The following is an 18541-nucleotide window of genomic DNA, read 5'->3' on the forward strand; positions in this document are numbered from 1 at the left end:
TTGTGTAGCGCGCTGTGACCCAGTTCCTTCTCTCCATCCTCAGTTGGCGCACCATTTGTTTCTGGTAGGAAATCACCGTTTATCATTTGCACTGCCATCGCAATACCGGTTACTGGTATTGCCTGAGCGTTCAGCCCTGATAACCAATAACAAAACGATGGGACAATGAGAGCAATCAACCTGGCAGTTTTCTGCCTTCTCGGCACATTGCTGACCCCCAGTCTGCAGGCGGCTCCTGCTGACTGCGGGGCAGATTCGTCACGCCCCCTGGTTCTCTCCAGCCAGGACCAGCAATTGCTGGAGATACTGGGAGGACATGCCAGTAACAGCCACACCCCTACCCTGATCCGCTACAACGACCAGACTCCTGGCATCAACCAGCCAATTCTGGGCAACTATGCCCGTCTGCGCCTGGCAGCCATGGCTCTGCGCGATGGCGATACCGAATTCGCCCGGCAGCAATTAAATCAGGTGGAACAGAACAGTCCCGCGGCGGTGGATGCGGCACTGCTATTGGCGGAAAGCTATCGTCGTGACGGGGACCGCGAGCGGGCCAGGACCTGGTTCGTGCGTATTGCCGCGCGTTTCCCCGGTAATCCCAGAGCCGTCTCCGGGCTGGTACTGGCCGGCGATGACTGGCGCAAACAAGGAGCCGTTGAGCAGGCCCTGCCGGTCTACAACCTGGCCCTGAACAAGGTGGCGGAAAACATGAAGGCGCTGCAAACCCTTGCCGACGACCCGGATCGCCTGTATCGCTCGCTGACCAACAGTGTTGCCGGCAACAGCACCACCGTGATGGACCAGCTGGTACTGGCCATGATCCGCGACCGCGACAGCCAGGTTCTGGATGCCACCGGCAAGCTGATCAATGCCAGCAATGTCCGCAAATGCCTTCGTGAGCAGGAAAAAACCTTGCGTAACGCTATCCAGCACGCCACCGCCCGGGACCTCTCGAATGGCGCTTTTCGCACTGCCGCCAAGATGGAAAGAACCGCCACCGAACAGGAAATTGCGGATCTGCAGCGGGTTCTGGCCAATGCACCGGATGCGGAAGACTTCCGGGCCCGTCTGACAGACGCCCGGGATCGCCTGCAACGTATTGAAGACCGCCTGGAAAGACTGGGCAGCACGGCCCTGCCTCCAGCACTGGAAAAACGAAAGAAACAGATGCAGAAGGACAAACAGCGGGTGGAAACGGAGATTGAGGATGCCAGGCAGCAGGTGCGCCAGGCCTTGAAAGCCCAGCTACCGGAACTACAACGGTTTTACCGCAACCTGGCCGGGGAAGCGCAGCTGGGCAAGGCCCAACTGCTGCAGGCAAGAGGGTGAATCATCAGCCCGGAATGCGGTTTTAGCCCTTGTGGCTTTTCAGCAGACTATCCACCTTGTCGATGTACTTCTGCTTGGCGTCGTCCGCAGACATGCCCTTGAGCTTGGCCCAGGCGTCATACTTGGCCCGGCCCACCATATCCAGCATGCCCGGACGTTTGCCACTCACATCGCCAGCACTGCCCTGTTTGAAGTGGGCATACAGAAACAACAGATCATCGTTGCCGGGCTTGCGATCCAGGGTTTTCACATCTTTTTGGGCTTGTTCAAAACGGGCAGTATCGGTCATGATGCTTCCTGTTGGTTGTGATCATTATTGAATATCGCGACAGGCTTTATTCGCGATCAGGCTGTCAAAATACTGCGCTGTCACAGCCTGCGAATCAAGGAGCCTCTGGATAACTCCTTGCATGCTCAGTCTTTCAGGCTGGCTCGCCCCCTCTATGGGCCAAAAGGTAAAGTGGGGCGCAATGTTGAAGGTGTGTGTCGACCCATCAAGATATTGCAACAACGAGTGCGGGCCAGCCTGGGAGACCCGAAGGGCGCGGCCTGAAGGGCCCATCTGCTGCGCTTTGTCGCTAGGAAAGGGAACCCACCCTGCCCGTCGCGACAAAACACAACAGCTGCACCCTTCAGGCCACGCTGAGCACGCAAGGAGTTATTCAGAGGCTCCTCAAACGGAATAATAATCAGGTAACGCCATGCCCGCAGCATCGGAAGCAGCGATCAGCAAAAACCAGGAAGGCGTCCTGCGCAACGCACTCGACAGCCTTCTGGTCACCTTTGATGGGGAATTGGAAGCCCGCTACCGGGAACATGCTCATCGGCGCGCCCGGGACCTGATAAGCCATTCGGTCTATCTGCTCGGGCTGTTGTACCTGGTGGTGGTGCTGCCGGTAATGCTGCTGGTAGATACCGCTGAGATGGTCGCCTGGCGCAATTACGGGGTCTATCCGATCGCGGTGTCACTGCTGGCTCTGTGGTGCAGCACCCGGCTGTCCTGGCTCACAGCCCACACCATCGGCGTCATGTATCTGGCCCTCGGCATTGCCCTGGCCGGCACTCTGCTCGGCGCCATCCGCTTTCACGGTCTTTTCCCCGGGCAGATTTCCGCCTTTGAAACCATCTATATCCTGATTATCGGTTTTTCCATCTTGCGCTTGCCGCCGCGGCAAACGCTCATCAGTTGCCTGTGTGCCCTGGCGGTAACCCTGCTTGCTGCCCTGTTTCAACAACTACCTCTGCCGCTGCTATCCATGCTGCTTTACTTCGTCATTCCGCTGATTATCTGTGCGCTCAATGGCTACATTCTGGATGTCAGTGCCCGACGCAATTTTGCCAACAATCTGCTGCTGGAAAGTGAATCCTCGCAGCTGGCCCGCTGGCGGGAACAGGCGGAAAAGGACACCCTGCGCCAACAGCAGCTCAACCTGTTTCTGGAACGGATTGCCGGCAACCTGACACCGGCGCAGCTTCTCGAACGGGTGCTTGGCTATCTGATAGAACAGATCGGCGCGAAAGCCGGCGCCGCCTACACCCTGGAAGAGCAGGAACTGGTCCGGCAGGCTAGCTGGGGGCTCAATGCCAGCGCCTCGGAACGCCGCAAATTCCCCCAGGATGAAACCCTGCTCGGCGCAGCGCTGAACCAGAAACTGCTGATACAGCAGCATACCGTGCCGGAAGGCTATCTGGATCTGGAAGTCGGGGAAGGCAAACGCAAACCCGCCACCCTGCTACTTTGGCCAATACATCAGGGAGAGTTTGCGTTGGGTATCGTGGAAGTGGCCGGCTCTCAACCGTTTTCTGACGCCGATGAGGCCCTGCTCAACGAGTTGCATCGGCCACTGGCCTTTGCCTTGCAATCGGCCCAGCGCCGCCAACAGTTTCTCAGCCGCCTGGACGAGCAAGACAACACTGCTCAGGCCTGATTCTTTTGTCGAAGCTCCAGCAACGGGGCGGACAAGCGCTCCGGGCGGCGCGGCACGATATCCGCCAGTACCTGCACAATCCTGGCCATGTCCTGCTCCATGTCACCGGTGGGCATGAAGCTGCCAACAATGCGAACCTGACGACGCTGGTAACAGAAACCGATCACCACAATGGGGATCTGCATCTGTTCGGCTATCCGGTAGAAGCCAGTTTTCCAACGCTCTGCCCCTTCCCGTGTCCCTTCCGGTGCAATGCCCAGCCAGAACGGTTTTTGCCGCATCACAGAGGTAGTCTGATCCACCACATCGTCGGCACTGTCCCGGTTTACCGGTATCCCGCCCAGCCAGACCATCAGCTTGCCAAGGCGCCCCTCGAACAGGGTGTGTTTAGCCATGAACTTCACATGGATTCGCAGGCACTGAATCGCACTGATACCCACCACACCATCCATATTGGAGGTGTGCGGCGCTACCGCCAGAACCGCGCGCTCCACATTGGGCAGTGTGCCGACGATCCGCCATCCCATGGCCGAAAGAATCACCCGGCCCAGGCCGGCGAGCAGCCAATGCCCCCGTCGTGGCACTCTTTCACCCAGGGTTCTCGCCTTGATCGGCGGTAATTCTGTTTTCATGCAAATACCGTAAATGTCTGGCGGCTCAGCGCCACCGCTTTGCCTTCCCCGTCCCAGATTGTCGCCTGACTCTGACCGTAACCGTCACTGCTCTGGTCCGTCTTTACCCGATACTGCCACAGGGTATCCGCAGGGCGCGAGAGCGGATCGTCGAGCAGCTCCATGGTCCAGGTCAACGAACTGGCCGGGGCCGGCTTCTTCAACATGGGCAACACCGACGGCGGCCAGGTATCGACCAGCGCGATCAACGCCGCCGTGCTCATGACCTGCGGTGGCGTGCGAAAGCCCATGTAGCCACTAAAATCGGGCACTTCACTGCCACTGAAAGGAGGCATGCCATCGGCATAACGCATCTGGAAGTGCTGCAGAAAATCCGGCGTCAGACCGGCAATGAAGGGCAGCTCGATACAACGATCCGGCGCCGGCAGGGTCGGCGCTGCCGGCGGCGCCACGATCACACGAGACTCCCGGGCCCCGCCCAGGCTCACCAGCATGGCGGCCACCACCTGCCCTTCCTGACGGGCCGACACCATAGCCTGCATCACCGATTTTCCTTCCCGGAACACCTCACTGTGTAGACTGATCGGCCCCGGCGCCATGGGCGCCACAAAGGACAGGGAAAAACTGCGCAACGTTCTGCCCGCGGCGACGGTTTTCTCCAGGTGATCAAACAACACGGCACCTACCAGCCCACCAAACAGGGCACGGCCCTGGCCCCAACCTTCCGGCATCATGCCATTCCCCTGGCCATCCACCGTGGCCAGGATCTCGTCAAAATTCATTTCCGTCTCCCGTCAGCGAATGCCTTTAATAACACTGCAACCCGATGGGTGAAAGCCATTAACCCGTCATTGGCCAAGCCGGCTAAGACATCCTGCTGGAATTTGTGCAAATATCCGGCAAAAGTGGTGATTTGGCCATGCGCGAACTGGCCCTTCCCGGTAGCATAGGCGCCTGTTTTTTCAGTTCCGCCAGTACGGAGTAATCGGCATGACCTGGTTGAAATCCCGACGTCTGCACTATCTGTTGGCCATGACAGCGCTCTTCTTCAGCCTGATGGTCATCCTGCGGGCCATTTTCTATTTTGGCTTCTCCGAGGTACCGGGTAACCCGGATTATGAAACCGGCGCCATTCTCAGCGCCCTGGGTATCGGTCTGCGCTTTGATCTGCGTCTGGCCCTGCTGCTGATGCTTCCCCTGGCTGCACAGGCCTATCTGCCGCGCTTCAATCTGCTTAACAGCCGCCTGATGCGTCTCCTTGCCCATGGCTATCTGATCATTGCGCTGGCTCTGCTAGGTCTCACCTATATTCTCGACTTTGGCCATTACGCCTATCTCGGTGAACGGCTAAACGTTACCGCCCTGCGCTTCCTGCAGGACACTCGGGATTCCACCCTGATGGTGTGGGAAAGCTACCCGGTGATCTGGATTACCCTTGGCCTGGTTGCCGGCGTGGCCGGCAGTTACTGGCTCGCTCGTATCGCCGAACGCAAACTGCTGCAGCGGACGGCTGCCGGCATCTCCGGATTCCAGGCCACCGTCGGCTTTCTGGTCTGCTTTACCCTGTTCTTCTTTGCCATTCTTGGCCGGGTCAGCAACATCAACATCCTTAACCCCATTCCGCTGCGCTGGAGTGAAGCCTTTGTGTCCGGCGACCGGGCCATCGGCGCCCTGGGTTTGAACCCGGCCCTCTACTTTCGCGACACCCTGCTGATTCCCGTGTCCCCTTTCGACAAGGAACAGGTCGCCGAGTATTACCCGCTCATTGCTGATCATCTCGGCATTCCCGAGGATCAGCGTCAGGATCTCAATTTCGTACGAACGGTGGAGGTGCAGAGTCACAAGCTTGACCATGAGCGCCCGCCGAATGTGGTTTTTGTGATGCTGGAATCTCTGGGTGCAAGCCGTGTCAGCAGCTACGGCTTGCCGGTGGAAAGCAGCCCCAATCTGGACCAGCTGGGACGTGATGGCTGGCGCTTCGAAAATTTCTATGTGCCCGTGACTGGCACCGCCAAGACTATCTGGGCCACCTTTACCGGCATCCCTGATGTGGCTCCCACCGAAAGCGCCAGCCGCAACCCGCTTACGAGCCACCAGCGGACGGTGCTGAATGAATTCGAGGGCTACCGGAATTTCTATTTCATTGGTGGCAATGCCGGCTGGGCCAACATTGACGGCCTGGTGCAACAAACCATTGATGATCTGGAGCTGTATCAGGAAGGTGACTGGCAATCGCCGGACGTGGACGTGTGGGGCATTTCCGACCTGAACCTGTTCCGCGAATCCAACCAGATTCTCGCCGACCTGCCGGATGATCAGCCGTTCTTTGCCTTCATCCAGACCGCCGGTAACCACCGGCCTTTCACCATCCCGGACAATAACGGTGACTTCCAGCCACGCACGGACCTGTCCGATGAGCAGTTGGCCAAATACGGCTTCCGCAGCGCCGCCCAGTTCAACGCGGTACGGCTACTGGATTACAACGTGGGCGAGTACATGAAATGGGCCCGGGAAAGTGATTATTTCGACAACACCATCTTTGTGTTCTTTGGTGATCACAGCAACCGCATCACCACCCTGCCCCACATGCCGGCCATGGATCAGCTGGGGCTGGAAAGTCATCATGTGCCGCACATCATTTATGCTCCCCGCTACCTGAAACCCAGAGTGATTGAGGAGTCGGTGGGCCTGGTTGATGTGCTACCCACCGTTGCCGGTATGCTGGGACTCAACTACCGCAACACCACCCTGGGTCGGGATTTCCAGATTCCCGCTCCGGAAGGAGACCGCGCCAATTTTGTGGTATTGCAAGAAGGCCCCAGCCCCATCTACGGCATGGTCACGAAAGATTTTCTGGTCCGCATGAATGCGGATGGCAGCAACGCCACCTTGCATGATCTGCATAGCGACACCCCCAAACAGGACGTGGCTGCAAAGCACCCGGAAGTCTTCGAGCGGCTGTTCAAACTGGCTCGCGGGCAATACGAAACGTCTCGCTACATGTTCTACGACAACGTGGACGATTAAGCCACAGGCCCTTGTTCGCTACCCATGACGCCCTCAGACTGAGGGCGTCATTATTTATGAGCTAAACTAAGTGCAACCACGGGAAACCACCGACACCGTCATCATCGGCGCTGGCGTCATTGGCCTGGCCATCGCCAGTGAACTTGCACCCTCCAGATCTGTTGTATTGCTCGAGCAGGAAAGCCGTTTCGGCGAACATCTTTCTTCCCGCAACAGCGAAGTCATCCACGCCGGCCTCTACTACCCGCCAGATTCCCTGAAAGCTCGCCTGTGCCTGCGTGGCAACGCCCTGCTGTACCAGTACTGCCAGGAACAACAGATTCCCTATCAGCAGTGCGGCAAGCTGATCGTCGCCTCACAGAGCCAGCAAGAGGCGCTGGACAATCTGTACCGTAACGCGATGGAGAGTGGCGCCACAGGACTGCATCGGTGCAACCAGTCATGGCTGCGTCAGCAGGAGCCATGGCTACAGGCCAGTGAAGCCCTGCTCAGCGAGCACAGCGGCATCCTTGATAGCCATGCCTTCCTTTCAATACTGGCTCAGGAAGCGGAGCGCCAGCATGCCCTGCTCTGTTATCGGCACCGGGTGCAGCGGATTGACTGTGGCCCAGGGGATTTCCTGCTGCAGGTAGAAAGTGACGACACAACCTTTGAACTCCGTTGCCAGCACTTGATCAATGCCGCAGGTCTCCATGCCGTTCCCTTGCTGAAAGACTGCAACGGCTTTCCCGCAGAAAAGATTCCCGAACAGCGGCTGGCCCGAGGCAACTATTTTTCCCTCAGCGGGGGCAGCCCCACCCGGAGGCTGGTCTACCCGCTACCGGAAGCAGACGGACTGGGTATTCACCTCACCGTAGACCAGGCCGGCAATGCCCGCTTCGGCCCGGATGTGGAATGGATCAAGCACAGGGATTACCAGGTCAACATCACCCGGCTACCGCAATTCGAAGAAGCGATACGACGCTACTGGCCAAGCCTGGACGCCGACAGACTCACCCCTGCCTACGCCGGCATCCGCCCCAAGCTGTTTATGGAAGGAGAACCCTATCGGGATTTTCTGATACAGGGAGAAAAGGAGCACGGCATCAAAGGCATGATCAACCTGCTCGGCATTGAATCACCCGGGCTGACGGCGGCACTGGCCATTGCGGAAGATATCGCCAACCTCGGTTAAGTTTACGTAGGCTCAGTGCACCCTACGCTCAGCGGAAATTGAGAGCGGCATCAGTGATGACGCCCCATGACCCTTCCCGCCAAACGCGTCACCCAGCTAGCAGGCAATACCCGCACCAAAGAGACCATGATTCGATACAAGGCACCGGGAACCACCACCGCTTTCCCACTGGCCAGCGCCTTCAGCCCGGCCGCTGCCACTACGTCCGCAGGCATCATGGCTTTTTCCAGATCCGGGTCCATCCGCTCACGGGCGATGGACGAAAACTCGGTGCGGGTGCCACCGGGGCACAGTGCCGTCACCACAATGCCCGCTGGCTTGAGTTCTTCGTGGAGAGCACGACTCAGATGCAGCACACAGGCCTTGCTGGCTGCATAGGTGACCATGCCCGGGATCGGAAACCAGGCAGACACCGAGCTCACATTGAGCACCCAGCCCTGGCCCCGTTGCGCCATGGGCGCGGCAAACCGCTGAGTCAGCGCCAGCAGGCTGCGTACGTTTACATCGACCATGCCCAGCTGATCCGCTACCGGTAGAGACAACAGCGGCTTCTGGAAACCAAAACCCGCATTGTTGATGAGAATATCCACCTGCCGCCCGGCTGCCTGCGTCTGGGCATACACCGCCTCGGCCGCTTGCGGATCAGACAGATCAGCGGTAATCACATCAACGGTGACCGACGCCAACTCCCCGGCAAGAGAATCGAGCCGCTCAGTGCGCCGTGCTACCAGAATCAGGTTGCAGCCTACAGCAGCCAGTTGCCTCGCCATCTGTTCACCGATGCCGCTGGAGGCGCCGGTAATTAACGCGGTTTTTCCCGAAAACATTTTTTGCTCCCGCTTTCAGCTTTGTCTGTCCTGACGAAGTTCAAGACACCAGTAGGAACGTAGCGTAGCGGAGTAACGCCCGCCAGGGCGGCCCGCAGGGTGAGCGCAGCGAATAATTCCCTTACAGGGGACGAACCTCGCGAAGCGAGGCGACCGAAGGGAGTGATTTCCAATTCCCAAGTGACAGAGACAATTCCAGGTACGTTTGTATTATCTGAACCGTTTTCCTCGCTGTCGCTCGGTTCGTCCCTCAAGAGGAACTCCTACAGCGGCTTCGTGGGAATTCAGAATCTCGCGTAACGTTTGGGTTTTCGCCACTCCATTGAGCGCAGCTTGTACCTGAAAACAAAAAACCCGGCACAAGGCCGGGTTTTTTGTTGGTGCGGGAAGCAGGCTTTTTACAGCTTGCCGTCCAGCTCCGGTACTGCTTCGAACAGGTCAGCCACCAGACCGTAGTCCGCCACCTGGAAGATGGGGGCTTCTTCGTCCTTGTTGATAGCAACGATGACCTTGGAGTCTTTCATGCCGGCCAGATGCTGAATGGCACCGGAGATGCCCACAGCAACGTACAGGTTCGGCGCAACGATTTTACCGGTCTGACCGACCTGCATGTCGTTGGGTACGAAACCTGCGTCGACGGCAGCACGGGATGCACCCACGCCAGCGCCCAGCTTGTCAGCCAGCTTGTACAGGATTTCAAAGTTCTCACCGTTACCCATGCCACGACCACCGGAGATCACGATCTCGGCAGAGGTCAGCTCGGGACGGTCAGACTTGGCCAGCTCTTCACCCACGAAGGAGGAGATGCCAGCGTCTTTAACAACGTCCAAGTTCTCAACAGAGGCGGAACCGCCTTCTGCTGCAACGCCATCGAAGGAAGTACCACGTACGGTGATCACTTTCTTCGCATCGCCACACTTAACGGTAGCGATAGCGTTACCGGCGTAGATCGGGCGCTTGAAGGTATCAGCGTCGACCACGTCGGAGATTTCGGAAATCTGGGCCACGTCCAGCAGAGCAGCGGCGCGGGGCGCGAAGTTCTTGCCGGTGGTGGTGGCAGCAGCCAGGATGTGGCTGTAATCGGCGCCGACTTCGGCAACCAGATCGCCAATGTTTTCGGCCAGCTGATGCTCGTAAGCATCGTTGTCAGCGCACAGTACCTTGGAAACGCCATCAATCTTGGCCGCTTCTTCAGCAACAGCGCCACAGCCTTTACCGGCTACCAGCACAGTGATGTCGCCGCCGATCTCTTTGGCAGCAGCAACCACACTCAGGGTGACCTTGTTGAGCGCGGCGTTATCGTGTTCGGCGTAAACTAATACACTCATCAGATCACCTTCGCTTCGTTCTTCAGTTTCTCGACCAGCTCGTCAACGGAGCCAACGATGATGCCAGCCTGACGCTCGGCCGGAGCTTCCACACTGACAGTGGTCACACGCGGAGTCAGGTCAACGCCCAGATCAGCGGCTGTTTTGGTATCCAGCGGCTTCTTCTTGGCTTTCATGATGTTTGGCAGAGACGCGTAACGCGGCTCGTTCAGGCGCAGGTCAGTGGTAACCACTGCCGGCAGGTTCAGCTCAACAGTCTGCAGGCCGCCGTCGATTTCACGGGTAACCTTCACTTTACCGTCGGCCACGTCCACTTCAGACGCGAAAGTGCCCTGCGGCATACCGGTCAACGCAGCCAGCATCTGGCCGGTCTGGTTGTTGTCGCCGTCGATAGCCTGCTTGCCCAGAATAACCAGCTCAGGCTTCTCTTCGTCAACGATGGCTTTCAGCGCTTTGGCGATGCCCAGCGGCTGAACGTCTTCGTCAGTTTCTACCAGGATAGAGCGGTCAGCGCCCAGAGCCATGGCAGTACGCAGTTGTTCCTGAGCGGTCTTGGGACCGATGGAAACAGCAACGATTTCGGTAACCACACCCTTCTCTTTCAGACGTACCGCTTCTTCTACAGCGATTTCACAAAAGGGGTTCATGGCCATTTTGACATTGGCGAGATCAACACCAGTGTTGTCAGCCTTCACGCGAACCTTGACGTTGTAATCAACGACTCGCTTGATGGGTACAAGAACCTTCATAGGATCCTCGGAATGTTCCATTGGGTGACATGTAGAAGGAGGCGATAATTGACGCCGTTGCCGGGTCCACCCCCGCGAAAGAGCCGCTATCTTGAACGCTAGGTTAAAGCAGGTCAATAGGCCGAAAATCTGTAAGCGAATGATTTTGCTGCAAATAGACCACACAAGGTGTCCACTTTTCGTGACTTTGCAGTCGGCCATTTCCTTGTAAATCAACCAGCTAGCAAGGGATAATCCGAACACCTGTTTGAAATAGCTGCAGTGCGCCGCCCCGCCGGATCAACACCCGGTAACAATGCAGCGGGCGTTGCGGCCAACCCAGGCAGTGGTGCGGTTTCGCCTATCTCTATATACTCCGCGCCACCCCAAGGCTGGCCCCAGGCAGCTGCTGAGAAAGGTTTTTCTGTGGCAGAGTGTTTCAGAACCCCTTTCTCAGTGGCTTCAGGGCCGAACACGCAATCGATAGCGAGGAGACAGGCTGTGGAACGCGAATCTATGGAAGTCGATGTAGTCATCGTCGGCGCCGGTCCTTCCGGTCTGGCAACCGCCTGCCGTCTGGGCCAGATCGCCCAGGAAACCGGTCAGGAAATCAGTGTGGTCGTGGTAGAGAAAGGCTCCGAAGTCGGCGCCCATATTCTCTCCGGTGCGGTGCTTGAGCCGCGCGCCCTGAACGAGCTGTTTCCCAACTGGCAGGAAATGGGCGCTCCGGTGAACACCAAGGTCACCGGCGACGAGATCTACTACCTCACCGGCCCGGAAAAGGCACAGAAAGTGCCGAACCTGTTCGTACCCAAGACCATGCACAACGAAGGGAACTACATCATTTCCCTGGGTAACCTGTGCCGCTGGCTGGCAGAACAGGCCGAAGGTCTGGGCATCGAGATCTTCCCCGGCTTTGCCGCCAGCGAAGTACTCTACAACGAAGATGGTTCGGTGAAAGGTATCGCCACCGGCGATTCCGGCATCGGCCACGACGGCGAGCACAAGCCCAGCTATACCCCCGGCATGGAGCTGCACGCCAAGTACACCATCTTCTCCGAAGGCTGCCGCGGCCACCTGGGCAAACAGCTGCAGGAAAAATTCAACCTGCGCGAAGGCACCGACCCGCAGCATTACGGTCTCGGCATCAAGGAACTGTGGGACATCGATCCGGCCAAGCACCAGGAAGGTCTGGTAGTGCACACCGCTGGCTGGCCGCTGACCGAATCCGGCTCCCCGGGTGGTGCGTTCCTGTATCACATCGAGAACAACCAGGTTGCCCTGGGTCTGATCACCGACCTGGCCTACTCCAACCCGCATGTCTCTCCGTTCGACGAGATGCAGCGCTGGAAGACCAACCCGGAAATCAGCAAGCACCTGGAAGGCGGCAAGCGTGTCTCCTACGGCGCCCGTGCCATCTCCAAAGGTGGCCTGCAATCCCTGCCGAAGATGACCTTCCCCGGTGGTCTGCTGGTGGGCTGTAACGCTGGCACCCTGAACTTCGCCAAGATCAAGGGCACCCACACCGCCATGAAGTCCGGCATGATTGCCGCAGAAATCCTGGCAGAAGCCCTGAAAGGCGGCCGTGGCAGCGACGAGCTGACCGAGTACAAGGACGCCTTCGACAAGAGCTGGGTACACGAAGAACTGCACGCTCAGCGCAACTTCGGTCCTGCTCAGCACAAGTTCGGTAACTTCATCGGCTCTGCCTTTGCCTTCGTGGACATCAACCTGTTCAACGGCAAACTGCCGATCACCATGCGTGACACCACCCCGGATCACGCTACGCTGAAGCCGGCAGATCAGAGCAAGAAGATCGACTACCCGAAACCGGACGGCAAGATCACCTTCGCCAAGCTGGACAGTGTTTTCCTGTCCAACACCAACCACGAAGAAGATCAGCCGTGTCACCTGACGCTGAAAGACCCGAACGTACCGCTTGAGGTGAACCTGCCCAAGTGGGACGAGCCGGCCCAGCGTTACTGCCCGGCGGGTGTGTACGAAGTGGTTGAGGACGAGAACACTGGCGACAAGCGTTTCCAGATCAACGCCCAGAACTGCGTGCACTGCAAGACCTGCGACATCAAGGACCCAACCCAGAACATCAACTGGGTGGCTCCGGAAGGCACCGGCGGCCCCAATTACCCGAACATGTAATTGACCGCACGGCTTCCGTGTTGCAAACAAAAAAGGCGCCTTCTCAGGCGCCTTTTTTGTGTCTGGTCAGTCGCCAGGAATCGTAAGACTTCGTTTTGCAAGCAAAGCTCCAACGGTAAATCGCTGCCCCGTTGGAGCCTTGTTCACAAGGCGAATCAGGCGCCTTGCTGTGCCTTCACATCCGCATCAGACGCAACGCTCAGACCGGCTTTCTTTGCAGCCGCTGGATCACCCGGGCTCGCCGCTCCGCGCGATTCTTGCGCAGGCGATACCAGGCCAGACGAATGCGATAGTCCAGCTCATCCATCAATGCCAGCGACGGGATCGGCGGCATGGAAAGATCCGGCTTGCGGGACTGAATCCGCTGGGGAGCTTCCAGTGTCTGGGGGTCATTGCGTTTCATGGTCTCCTCCCTGTTCGAGAACGTTGTGGAGTGGCTGGGTTGTGATTGGCCTCCATGATGCAATCGGGTTTACTATCAGTAAATCGAAAAGATCTTTACCTATCGTTCAATTTTTCTGAAAGGTGAAACATGCCACCGGACAGCCCTCTTCAGCCCCTGCTGGACACGGAAATCCTGCGCAGCTTCGTGGCCATCGCCGAGACCGAAAGCTTCACCCAGGCCGCCGCCGAAGTGTTCCGCACGCCCTCTGCACTGAGCATGCAGATCAAGCGACTGGAACAACAGGTAGGCCAGCGTCTGTTCCTGCGCGAAGCCCGCCGGGTGAGTCTCACGGCCGAGGGCGAAGCCATGCTCGGCTATGCCCGGCGCTTGCTGAAACTGAACCAGGAGGCCATCAGCCACTTCACCGCCCCGGAGCTGGAAGGCACGGTACGACTGGGCACCCCGGACGATATCGGCACCCGTATCCTGCCCCAGGTACTGACCCAGTTTTCCCGCTCCTATCCTGCGGTACAGGTAAATGTAATCGTCGGTCGCAGCGCCGACATGCTCAAGCAGCTGGATGCCGGCAAGCTGGATCTGATCATGGTCACCACGGGCAAACAGGGCCGCCCGGCACGAGGGGAAGTGGTGCATAGCGAGCCGCTGGTGTGGGCCGGCGCCCAGGGGGGTATCGCGGTGAGCCAGACGCCCCTTCCCCTGGCGCTGGCCAGCCAGGGTTGCCCCTGGCGCAAGATGGCCCTGGAGGCCCTGGACCGAAGCGATCACCGCTACCGGGTCGCCTACACCAGCGAACACTGCGCCGGCCAGGAAGCCGCCATGCAGGCCGATCTGGCCATTGGCCCCTTCCCCCTCAGCCTGATTCAGCCGCCCCTGCAGCAACTGGGCGATGAATACCAGTTACCCGAACTTGGCGATTACCAGATCGCCATGCTTTATCGGGGTGAAGAAGGCTCTGCCACCCATGTGCTCGCCGGCCATGTGCGAGCGGTTTTTCGAGCACTACGGCTATAGCCGGTCAGAAAAAGCCACAATGATACAAATAATTAATTTTGTCTCATTGTTTGATGGCGCACTCCTCGCTAGCATGAAATGAAACAAGCGTATGAACCACCACGCTGACTGCGAGGACAGAAAAACAATGACAGCTCAAGCCAATCTGGAAAGCCGCCAGGCCCGACTGGAACACGACTGGCCCACTCCCCTCACCGCGAGGGAACTGGACCAGCAATTCCCCGGTATCTTCGATGGCGCGATGCTGTTGGCCGGTGGCGCCAACATCATCCTGCAACTGGCCCTGCCTGCGGTGGGCTATGGGGTGGCGGAAAGCCGGGTGGAAAGTGGCTCGATACTGCATCATCCGATCAAGCGCTCACGCACCACCTTCACCTACCTGGCCGTCGCCATGATGGGCACCAGTGAAGAGAAGCTGGCCTACCGCAGGGCAGTGAATCGCTCCCATGCCCAGGTACACTCCACCGAAGACTCACCGGTGAAATACAACGCCTTCGATGAAAACCTGCAGATGTGGGTCGCCGCCTGTCTCTACTGGGGTTTCGTGGACACTCACCAGAAACTGCATGGGCCAATGAGCCAGCAGGAACAGGAAACCTTTTACCAGCTGGCCCACCCGCTGGGGACCACGCTGCAAGTGCGGCAGGATACCTGGCCGAGAGACCTGGAGGCGTTTGACGCCTACTGGCAGGAAGGTCTGCAGAAGCTGCACATCGACGAGCGCATCCGCCAGTATCTGATGATGATTGCCGACCTGACATTCCTCAGCTCGCCAACCCGGTTTCTGTTGGGGCGTTTCAACCGGTTTGTGACCACCGGTTTCCTGCCAGCCGAGATTCGTGAGCAAATGCAGCTGGAATGGAATGACAAAAAACAGCGGCGTTTCGAGCGTACCGTGCGCACCATTGGCCGCATCAGTCTGCTGCTGCCACGCGTCATCCGGCAAGCGCCCTACAACCTGGTGTTATGGGATTTCCGCCGCCGCCTGAAGCATGACAAGCCGCTGGTTTGATACCACCGCACCCCGTTGGAGCCTTGCTCGCAAGGCGAAGCGCTGAATCTGACCCTTCGCTTTGCAAGCAAAGCTTCCAACGGCTTAATCCAAAAAGACAGCCAGTTCCGACGACGTAAGCTCCCGCCACTCACCCGGTTTCAACTTTTCATCAAGCACCAGATTACCAATCGCCAACCGATGCAACGTCAGCACCTTGTTATCAAACCGCCCGAACATGCGCTTGATCTGATGATAGCGGCCTTCGCACAGCCACACGTCCGCCTCGCAGGCACTGCGAATGGACAGCTCCGCCGGGCGCGTCACAATGCCCTCGTACTCAAACCACATACCCTCGGAAAATGCGGCCACGTACTCCTCGGTTAACGGTTTTTCCACCGTCACCCGATAATGCTTGCGCACCTGATTCTCAGGCTGACTCAACTGCCGGGACCAGTCGCCATCGTTGGTCAGCAGCACCAGACCGGTGGAATTGAAATCCAGTTGACCGGCCAAGTGTAGCCCCTCACGCTGATCCTCAGGCAACAGATCCAGCACCGTGTGGTGATGATCATCACGGGTAGCGCTAACCACCGCAGGGGGTTTGTTGATCATCAGATAACGAGGCCGGTTTGCCTGCAGAATCTCACCATCGCAAACCACCACATCAAACGGGCCAATCCGTCGCTGCCGGTCACGCTCCACCTCGTCATTCACCTGCACGCGCCCGGCAGCCAGCAACAGCCGCAGATTGCTACGGCTGATTTGCAGGCGGTTGCTGAGAAAACGGTCCAGGCGGTGGTATCGGGAAGTCATGGCGCGATCATAGAGCGCCGGTCAGAGATTACAATCTCCGACCAGCAGGCGTTGAAAGCCACATTGGCAGGCTACTGGAAGGTCTTGCCATCATGTTTCAGCCAGCCATCCACGTGGCGGCCTTGCGGATCATGATGGGTCCAGTGAACCACCCCACCCCGCTCGTTCCACTCGTACTCGCCGTAAAAGCTGACGCTCTCGCCGTCACGCAGGTCCGGGATGCGTGGCGCCAGATCGATGTTGTGAGCGATCAGAATGGTCTGCCCAGAGGCGAGCTCAAGAATGAATTTCTGGTGGCGGCTGCCCTTGTTGTCGTCCGGTAGCACCTTTACCACCCGACCGGCACCTTCCACCTGAACATCGCTTTGCCGGTTTTCATAGGCCGCCTGAATAAGGCTATCACCGGTAACCGAGGCCGTGTCCGTCTGCGGGGCCTGAGCTGGAGCCTGGCTGACTGTGCTGTCATTTCGCAGGTTATCCAGCCCATACAGTGCCAGCACTGTCACTGCAGCAGCGATAACCGGGACCATTTTTTTCATCGACTTATCTCTGACCTGTGTATTCCCCCCTTTTTTACCACAAGACATCCGCAATACCAGACACGCCATCCACAAAAAAGGGGCAGCTCAGGCTGCCCCTCCCTTTTACCCATAGATTCAAGACATCGTCAGGCTTCCACCGTTGCCTCGGCATCCGCGGACACAAATTCATAATCCGTAGAGCGCACGTTGCGGGTTTGCAGCCAGTAGCGCCAGGTGGAGCCGGGCCACAGGGCGAAGTTCTTGCCGTCGTCCTGTTGGTACCAACTGGTGCAACCGGAGGTCCAGGTGGTGCCCTGCAGGCGACGCTGCACGTTGGTATTAAAGGCTTCCTGGGCTTTCGGTTTCACATCCAGATAATCCGCGCCTTCCTCACGCAGCAGCGCCATGCATTGCAGGATGTATTTCACCTGACACTCGATCATGAACAGAATCGAATTATGGCCCAGGCCCGTGTTCGGGCCCACCAGCATGTACAGGTTCGGGTAGCCGCTGACGGTAACCCCGTAATGCGCTTCCGCGGACTTGGCCCAGTCCTTATGCAGATCATGGCCCGGCAAACCGGTGAGCGGAAAGTCTTTCATATAGATACGTGGATCCACCACAAAGCCGGTGCCGAGAATAATGCAATCTGCTTCATGCTCTACCCCATCTTCGGTGACCACGCAGTTGGCTTTCACCTCGCGGATACCGGCGGTAACCAGCTCCACATTGTCGAGGTTGAACATGGGAAACCACTTGTTGGAAATCAGCACCCGCTTGCAGCCGAAGGTGTAATCCGGCGTCAGCTTTTTCGCCAGCGCCTTGTCTTTGACTTGCAGGCGGATGAACTGCTTGCACAGGGCACCCAGCAGTTGGGCCGCCTTCGGGCTGGAGGCCGGCGCCACCCGCGATTCATTACTCCAGTAGAGCCGCGCCCGATGCAGTTTGCGTAGCGCCGGGAAGCGTTTGAACAGGCGCTGCTGGATTCCCCAATAGCCACGCTCATCCCGGGAATCACCCAGGCCGCGCTGCGCTGGAATACGGACAACTTCTTCACCTTGGGGGCAATTTCCGGGCAGTACTGAATCGCGCTGCCACCGGTGCCGATGGACACCACCTTCTTGCCCACCAGGTCGTAGCTGTGGTCCCACTCTGCCGAGTGCATCACCTTGCCCTTGAACCGTTTGAGCCCCTTGATGCTGGGCACATTCGGCACATGCAACGGGCCGGACGCCAGCACAAAGTGACGACAATCAATGGTCATGCCAGCAGCAGTGCGCACGGTCCAGCGGCCGGTGGTTTCATCAAAATGGGCTTCGTTCACTTCCTGGTTGAACTGGATAAAGGGCCGCAGCTGATACTGCTCCACGGTATCGAGAATGTAGTTCTCGATTTCGTCCCGGGGCGCATAGCGCTTGCTCCAGTCCGCCTTGCCGGCGAAGGAAAAGGAATACAGATGCGACTGTACATCGCAGGCCGCCCCCGGATAGCCATTGAAGTACCAGGCACCGCCCACTTCCGCCGCCTTTTCCAGGATCACGAAATCCTCGTTGCCCGCTTCACGCAACTTAATCGCCATGCAAAGCCCGCCGAAACCGGCGCCTACGATGGCCACATCCACGGAAATCGTCTTTGCTGAAATCTTCGCTTTACTGGTCATGTCACT

General features: G+C 58.2%; 18 protein-coding genes. 7 read left to right on the top strand and 11 right to left on the bottom strand.

The features are described 5' to 3' along the window. The first annotated feature begins 165 nt into the window (after window positions 1-165). Window positions 166-1329, top strand: coding sequence for a tetratricopeptide repeat protein (locus ACMG4M_RS10365; RefSeq protein ID WP_272962841.1), 1164 nt, complete (start codon window positions 166-168; stop codon window positions 1327-1329). Between the two features lie 22 nt (window positions 1330-1351). On the opposite strand, the gene ACMG4M_RS10370 is transcribed toward ACMG4M_RS10365, so the two are convergent. Beyond that, window positions 1352-1618, bottom strand: a complete 267-nt coding sequence (locus ACMG4M_RS10370; protein WP_035244705.1) for an acyl-CoA-binding protein — start codon at window positions 1616-1618, stop codon at window positions 1352-1354. 412 nt (window positions 1619-2030) lie between these two features. Between ACMG4M_RS10370 and ACMG4M_RS10375 the strand changes: the two genes are divergently transcribed. Further along, entirely contained in the window at window positions 2031-3257 is a 1227-nt protein-coding gene (locus tag ACMG4M_RS10375) for a GAF domain-containing protein (protein WP_035244707.1), read from the top strand. On the opposite strand, the gene ACMG4M_RS10380 is transcribed toward ACMG4M_RS10375, so the two are convergent. Beyond that, window positions 3248-3889, bottom strand: a complete 642-nt coding sequence (locus ACMG4M_RS10380) for a 1-acyl-sn-glycerol-3-phosphate acyltransferase (protein WP_414429925.1) — start codon at window positions 3887-3889, stop codon at window positions 3248-3250. The two genes, ACMG4M_RS10375 and ACMG4M_RS10380, sit on opposite strands and share 10 nt — an antisense overlap. Beyond that, the gene (locus tag ACMG4M_RS10385) at window positions 3886-4671 is read right to left on the bottom strand and encodes a thioesterase family protein (RefSeq protein WP_035244710.1); all 786 of its coding nucleotides are present in this window, start codon (window positions 4669-4671) and stop codon (window positions 3886-3888) included. Before ACMG4M_RS10385 ends, ACMG4M_RS10380 begins: the two co-directional genes overlap by 4 nt. A gap of 208 nt (window positions 4672-4879) precedes the next feature. On the opposite strand from ACMG4M_RS10385, the gene ACMG4M_RS10390 reads away from it, so the two are divergent. Together ACMG4M_RS10390 and ACMG4M_RS10395 are read left to right on the top strand one after the other, a co-directional pair. Then, window positions 4880-6916 (top strand): LTA synthase family protein, encoded by a 2037-nt coding sequence (locus tag ACMG4M_RS10390; RefSeq protein ID WP_414429926.1) that lies wholly within the window; start codon window positions 4880-4882, stop codon window positions 6914-6916. 70 nt (window positions 6917-6986) lie between these two features. After that, the gene (locus tag ACMG4M_RS10395; RefSeq protein ID WP_035244713.1) at window positions 6987-8090 is read left to right on the top strand and encodes an NAD(P)/FAD-dependent oxidoreductase; all 1104 of its coding nucleotides are present in this window, start codon (window positions 6987-6989) and stop codon (window positions 8088-8090) included. A gap of 50 nt (window positions 8091-8140) precedes the next feature. Here the strand turns inward: ACMG4M_RS10395 and ACMG4M_RS10400 are convergent, their stop codons facing one another. The 3 genes from ACMG4M_RS10400 to ACMG4M_RS10410 all read right to left on the bottom strand — a co-directional run bounded on the left by ACMG4M_RS10400 (window position 8141) and on the right by ACMG4M_RS10410 (window position 10994). Next, complete coding sequence (locus tag ACMG4M_RS10400) at window positions 8141-8917, bottom strand: SDR family NAD(P)-dependent oxidoreductase (RefSeq protein WP_414429927.1); 777 nt, start codon at window positions 8915-8917, stop codon at window positions 8141-8143. 398 nt (window positions 8918-9315) lie between these two features. Next, window positions 9316-10245: an electron transfer flavoprotein subunit alpha/FixB family protein gene (locus tag ACMG4M_RS10405; RefSeq protein WP_035244716.1), complete on the bottom strand. Its 930-nt coding sequence runs from the start codon at window positions 10243-10245 to the stop codon at window positions 9316-9318. After that, window positions 10245-10994, bottom strand: a complete 750-nt coding sequence (locus ACMG4M_RS10410; protein ID WP_035244876.1) for an electron transfer flavoprotein subunit beta/FixA family protein — start codon at window positions 10992-10994, stop codon at window positions 10245-10247. Before ACMG4M_RS10410 ends, ACMG4M_RS10405 begins: the two co-directional genes overlap by 1 nt. Before the next feature lie 480 nt (window positions 10995-11474). Between ACMG4M_RS10410 and ACMG4M_RS10415 the strand changes: the two genes are divergently transcribed. Further along, window positions 11475-13130 carry an electron transfer flavoprotein-ubiquinone oxidoreductase gene (locus ACMG4M_RS10415; protein ID WP_272962836.1) on the top strand — a complete coding sequence of 552 codons (1656 nt, stop codon included), beginning with the start codon at window positions 11475-11477 and terminating at the stop codon, window positions 13128-13130. 199 nt (window positions 13131-13329) lie between these two features. Here the strand turns inward: ACMG4M_RS10415 and ACMG4M_RS10420 are convergent, their stop codons facing one another. Continuing rightward, window positions 13330-13533: a hypothetical protein gene (locus ACMG4M_RS10420; protein ID WP_414429928.1), complete on the bottom strand. Its 204-nt coding sequence runs from the start codon at window positions 13531-13533 to the stop codon at window positions 13330-13332. Window positions 13534-13662: 129 nt separating this feature from the next. Here ACMG4M_RS10420 and ACMG4M_RS10425 point away from each other — a divergent pair, with 129 nt between their 5' ends. Together ACMG4M_RS10425 and ACMG4M_RS10430 are read left to right on the top strand one after the other, a co-directional pair. After that, window positions 13663-14547, top strand: coding sequence for a LysR substrate-binding domain-containing protein (locus ACMG4M_RS10425; protein ID WP_414429929.1), 885 nt, complete (start codon window positions 13663-13665; stop codon window positions 14545-14547). A gap of 127 nt (window positions 14548-14674) precedes the next feature. Then, entirely contained in the window at window positions 14675-15559 is an 885-nt protein-coding gene (locus tag ACMG4M_RS10430; protein WP_414429930.1) for an oxygenase MpaB family protein, read from the top strand. Window positions 15560-15643: 84 nt separating this feature from the next. On the opposite strand, the gene ACMG4M_RS10435 is transcribed toward ACMG4M_RS10430, so the two are convergent. From ACMG4M_RS10435 to ACMG4M_RS10450, 4 genes are all read right to left on the bottom strand, one after another. Next, window positions 15644-16354 (bottom strand): pseudouridine synthase, encoded by a 711-nt coding sequence (locus ACMG4M_RS10435; RefSeq protein ID WP_414429931.1) that lies wholly within the window; start codon window positions 16352-16354, stop codon window positions 15644-15646. Between the two features lie 71 nt (window positions 16355-16425). Next, on the bottom strand, window positions 16426-16893 hold the full coding sequence (locus ACMG4M_RS10440; protein ID WP_414429932.1) for a DUF3465 domain-containing protein: 468 nt from the start codon (window positions 16891-16893) through the stop codon (window positions 16426-16428). A gap of 128 nt (window positions 16894-17021) precedes the next feature. Beyond that, window positions 17022-17780, bottom strand: coding sequence for a flavin-containing monooxygenase (locus ACMG4M_RS10445; RefSeq protein ID WP_414429933.1), 759 nt, complete (start codon window positions 17778-17780; stop codon window positions 17022-17024). After that, a complete protein-coding gene (locus ACMG4M_RS10450; RefSeq protein ID WP_414429934.1) occupies window positions 17678-18535 on the bottom strand; it encodes a flavin-containing monooxygenase in 858 nt (285 codons plus the stop codon). The genes ACMG4M_RS10445 and ACMG4M_RS10450 overlap by 103 nt, the downstream gene beginning before the upstream one ends. Window positions 18536-18541: the final 6 nt, after the last annotated feature.

Source organism: Alcanivorax sp. IL3, assembly GCF_047495465.1.
Classification (GTDB): domain Bacteria; phylum Pseudomonadota; class Gammaproteobacteria; order Pseudomonadales; family Alcanivoracaceae; genus Alcanivorax; species Alcanivorax jadensis.

Coding starts and splice junctions, on each gene's coding strand:
- ACMG4M_RS10365 (WP_272962841.1), top strand. CDS start 166: ATGAGAGCAATCAACCTGGCAGTTTTCTGCCTTCTCGGCACATTGCTG.
- ACMG4M_RS10370 (WP_035244705.1), bottom strand. CDS start 1,618: ATGACCGATACTGCCCGTTTTGAACAAGCCCAAAAAGATGTGAAAACC.
- ACMG4M_RS10375 (WP_035244707.1), top strand. CDS start 2,031: ATGCCCGCAGCATCGGAAGCAGCGATCAGCAAAAACCAGGAAGGCGTC.
- ACMG4M_RS10380 (WP_414429925.1), bottom strand. CDS start 3,889: ATGAAAACAGAATTACCGCCGATCAAGGCGAGAACCCTGGGTGAAAGA.
- ACMG4M_RS10385 (WP_035244710.1), bottom strand. CDS start 4,671: ATGAATTTTGACGAGATCCTGGCCACGGTGGATGGCCAGGGGAATGGC.
- ACMG4M_RS10390 (WP_414429926.1), top strand. CDS start 4,880: ATGACCTGGTTGAAATCCCGACGTCTGCACTATCTGTTGGCCATGACA.
- ACMG4M_RS10400 (WP_414429927.1), bottom strand. CDS start 8,917: ATGTTTTCGGGAAAAACCGCGTTAATTACCGGCGCCTCCAGCGGCATC.
- ACMG4M_RS10405 (WP_035244716.1), bottom strand. CDS start 10,245: ATGAGTGTATTAGTTTACGCCGAACACGATAACGCCGCGCTCAACAAG.
- ACMG4M_RS10410 (WP_035244876.1), bottom strand. CDS start 10,994: ATGAAGGTTCTTGTACCCATCAAGCGAGTCGTTGATTACAACGTCAAG.
- ACMG4M_RS10420 (WP_414429928.1), bottom strand. CDS start 13,533: ATGAAACGCAATGACCCCCAGACACTGGAAGCTCCCCAGCGGATTCAG.
- ACMG4M_RS10425 (WP_414429929.1), top strand. CDS start 13,663: ATGCCACCGGACAGCCCTCTTCAGCCCCTGCTGGACACGGAAATCCTG.
- ACMG4M_RS10430 (WP_414429930.1), top strand. CDS start 14,675: ATGACAGCTCAAGCCAATCTGGAAAGCCGCCAGGCCCGACTGGAACAC.
- ACMG4M_RS10435 (WP_414429931.1), bottom strand. CDS start 16,354: ATGACTTCCCGATACCACCGCCTGGACCGTTTTCTCAGCAACCGCCTG.
- ACMG4M_RS10440 (WP_414429932.1), bottom strand. CDS start 16,893: ATGAAAAAAATGGTCCCGGTTATCGCTGCTGCAGTGACAGTGCTGGCA.
- ACMG4M_RS10450 (WP_414429934.1), bottom strand. CDS start 18,535: ATGACCAGTAAAGCGAAGATTTCAGCAAAGACGATTTCCGTGGATGTG.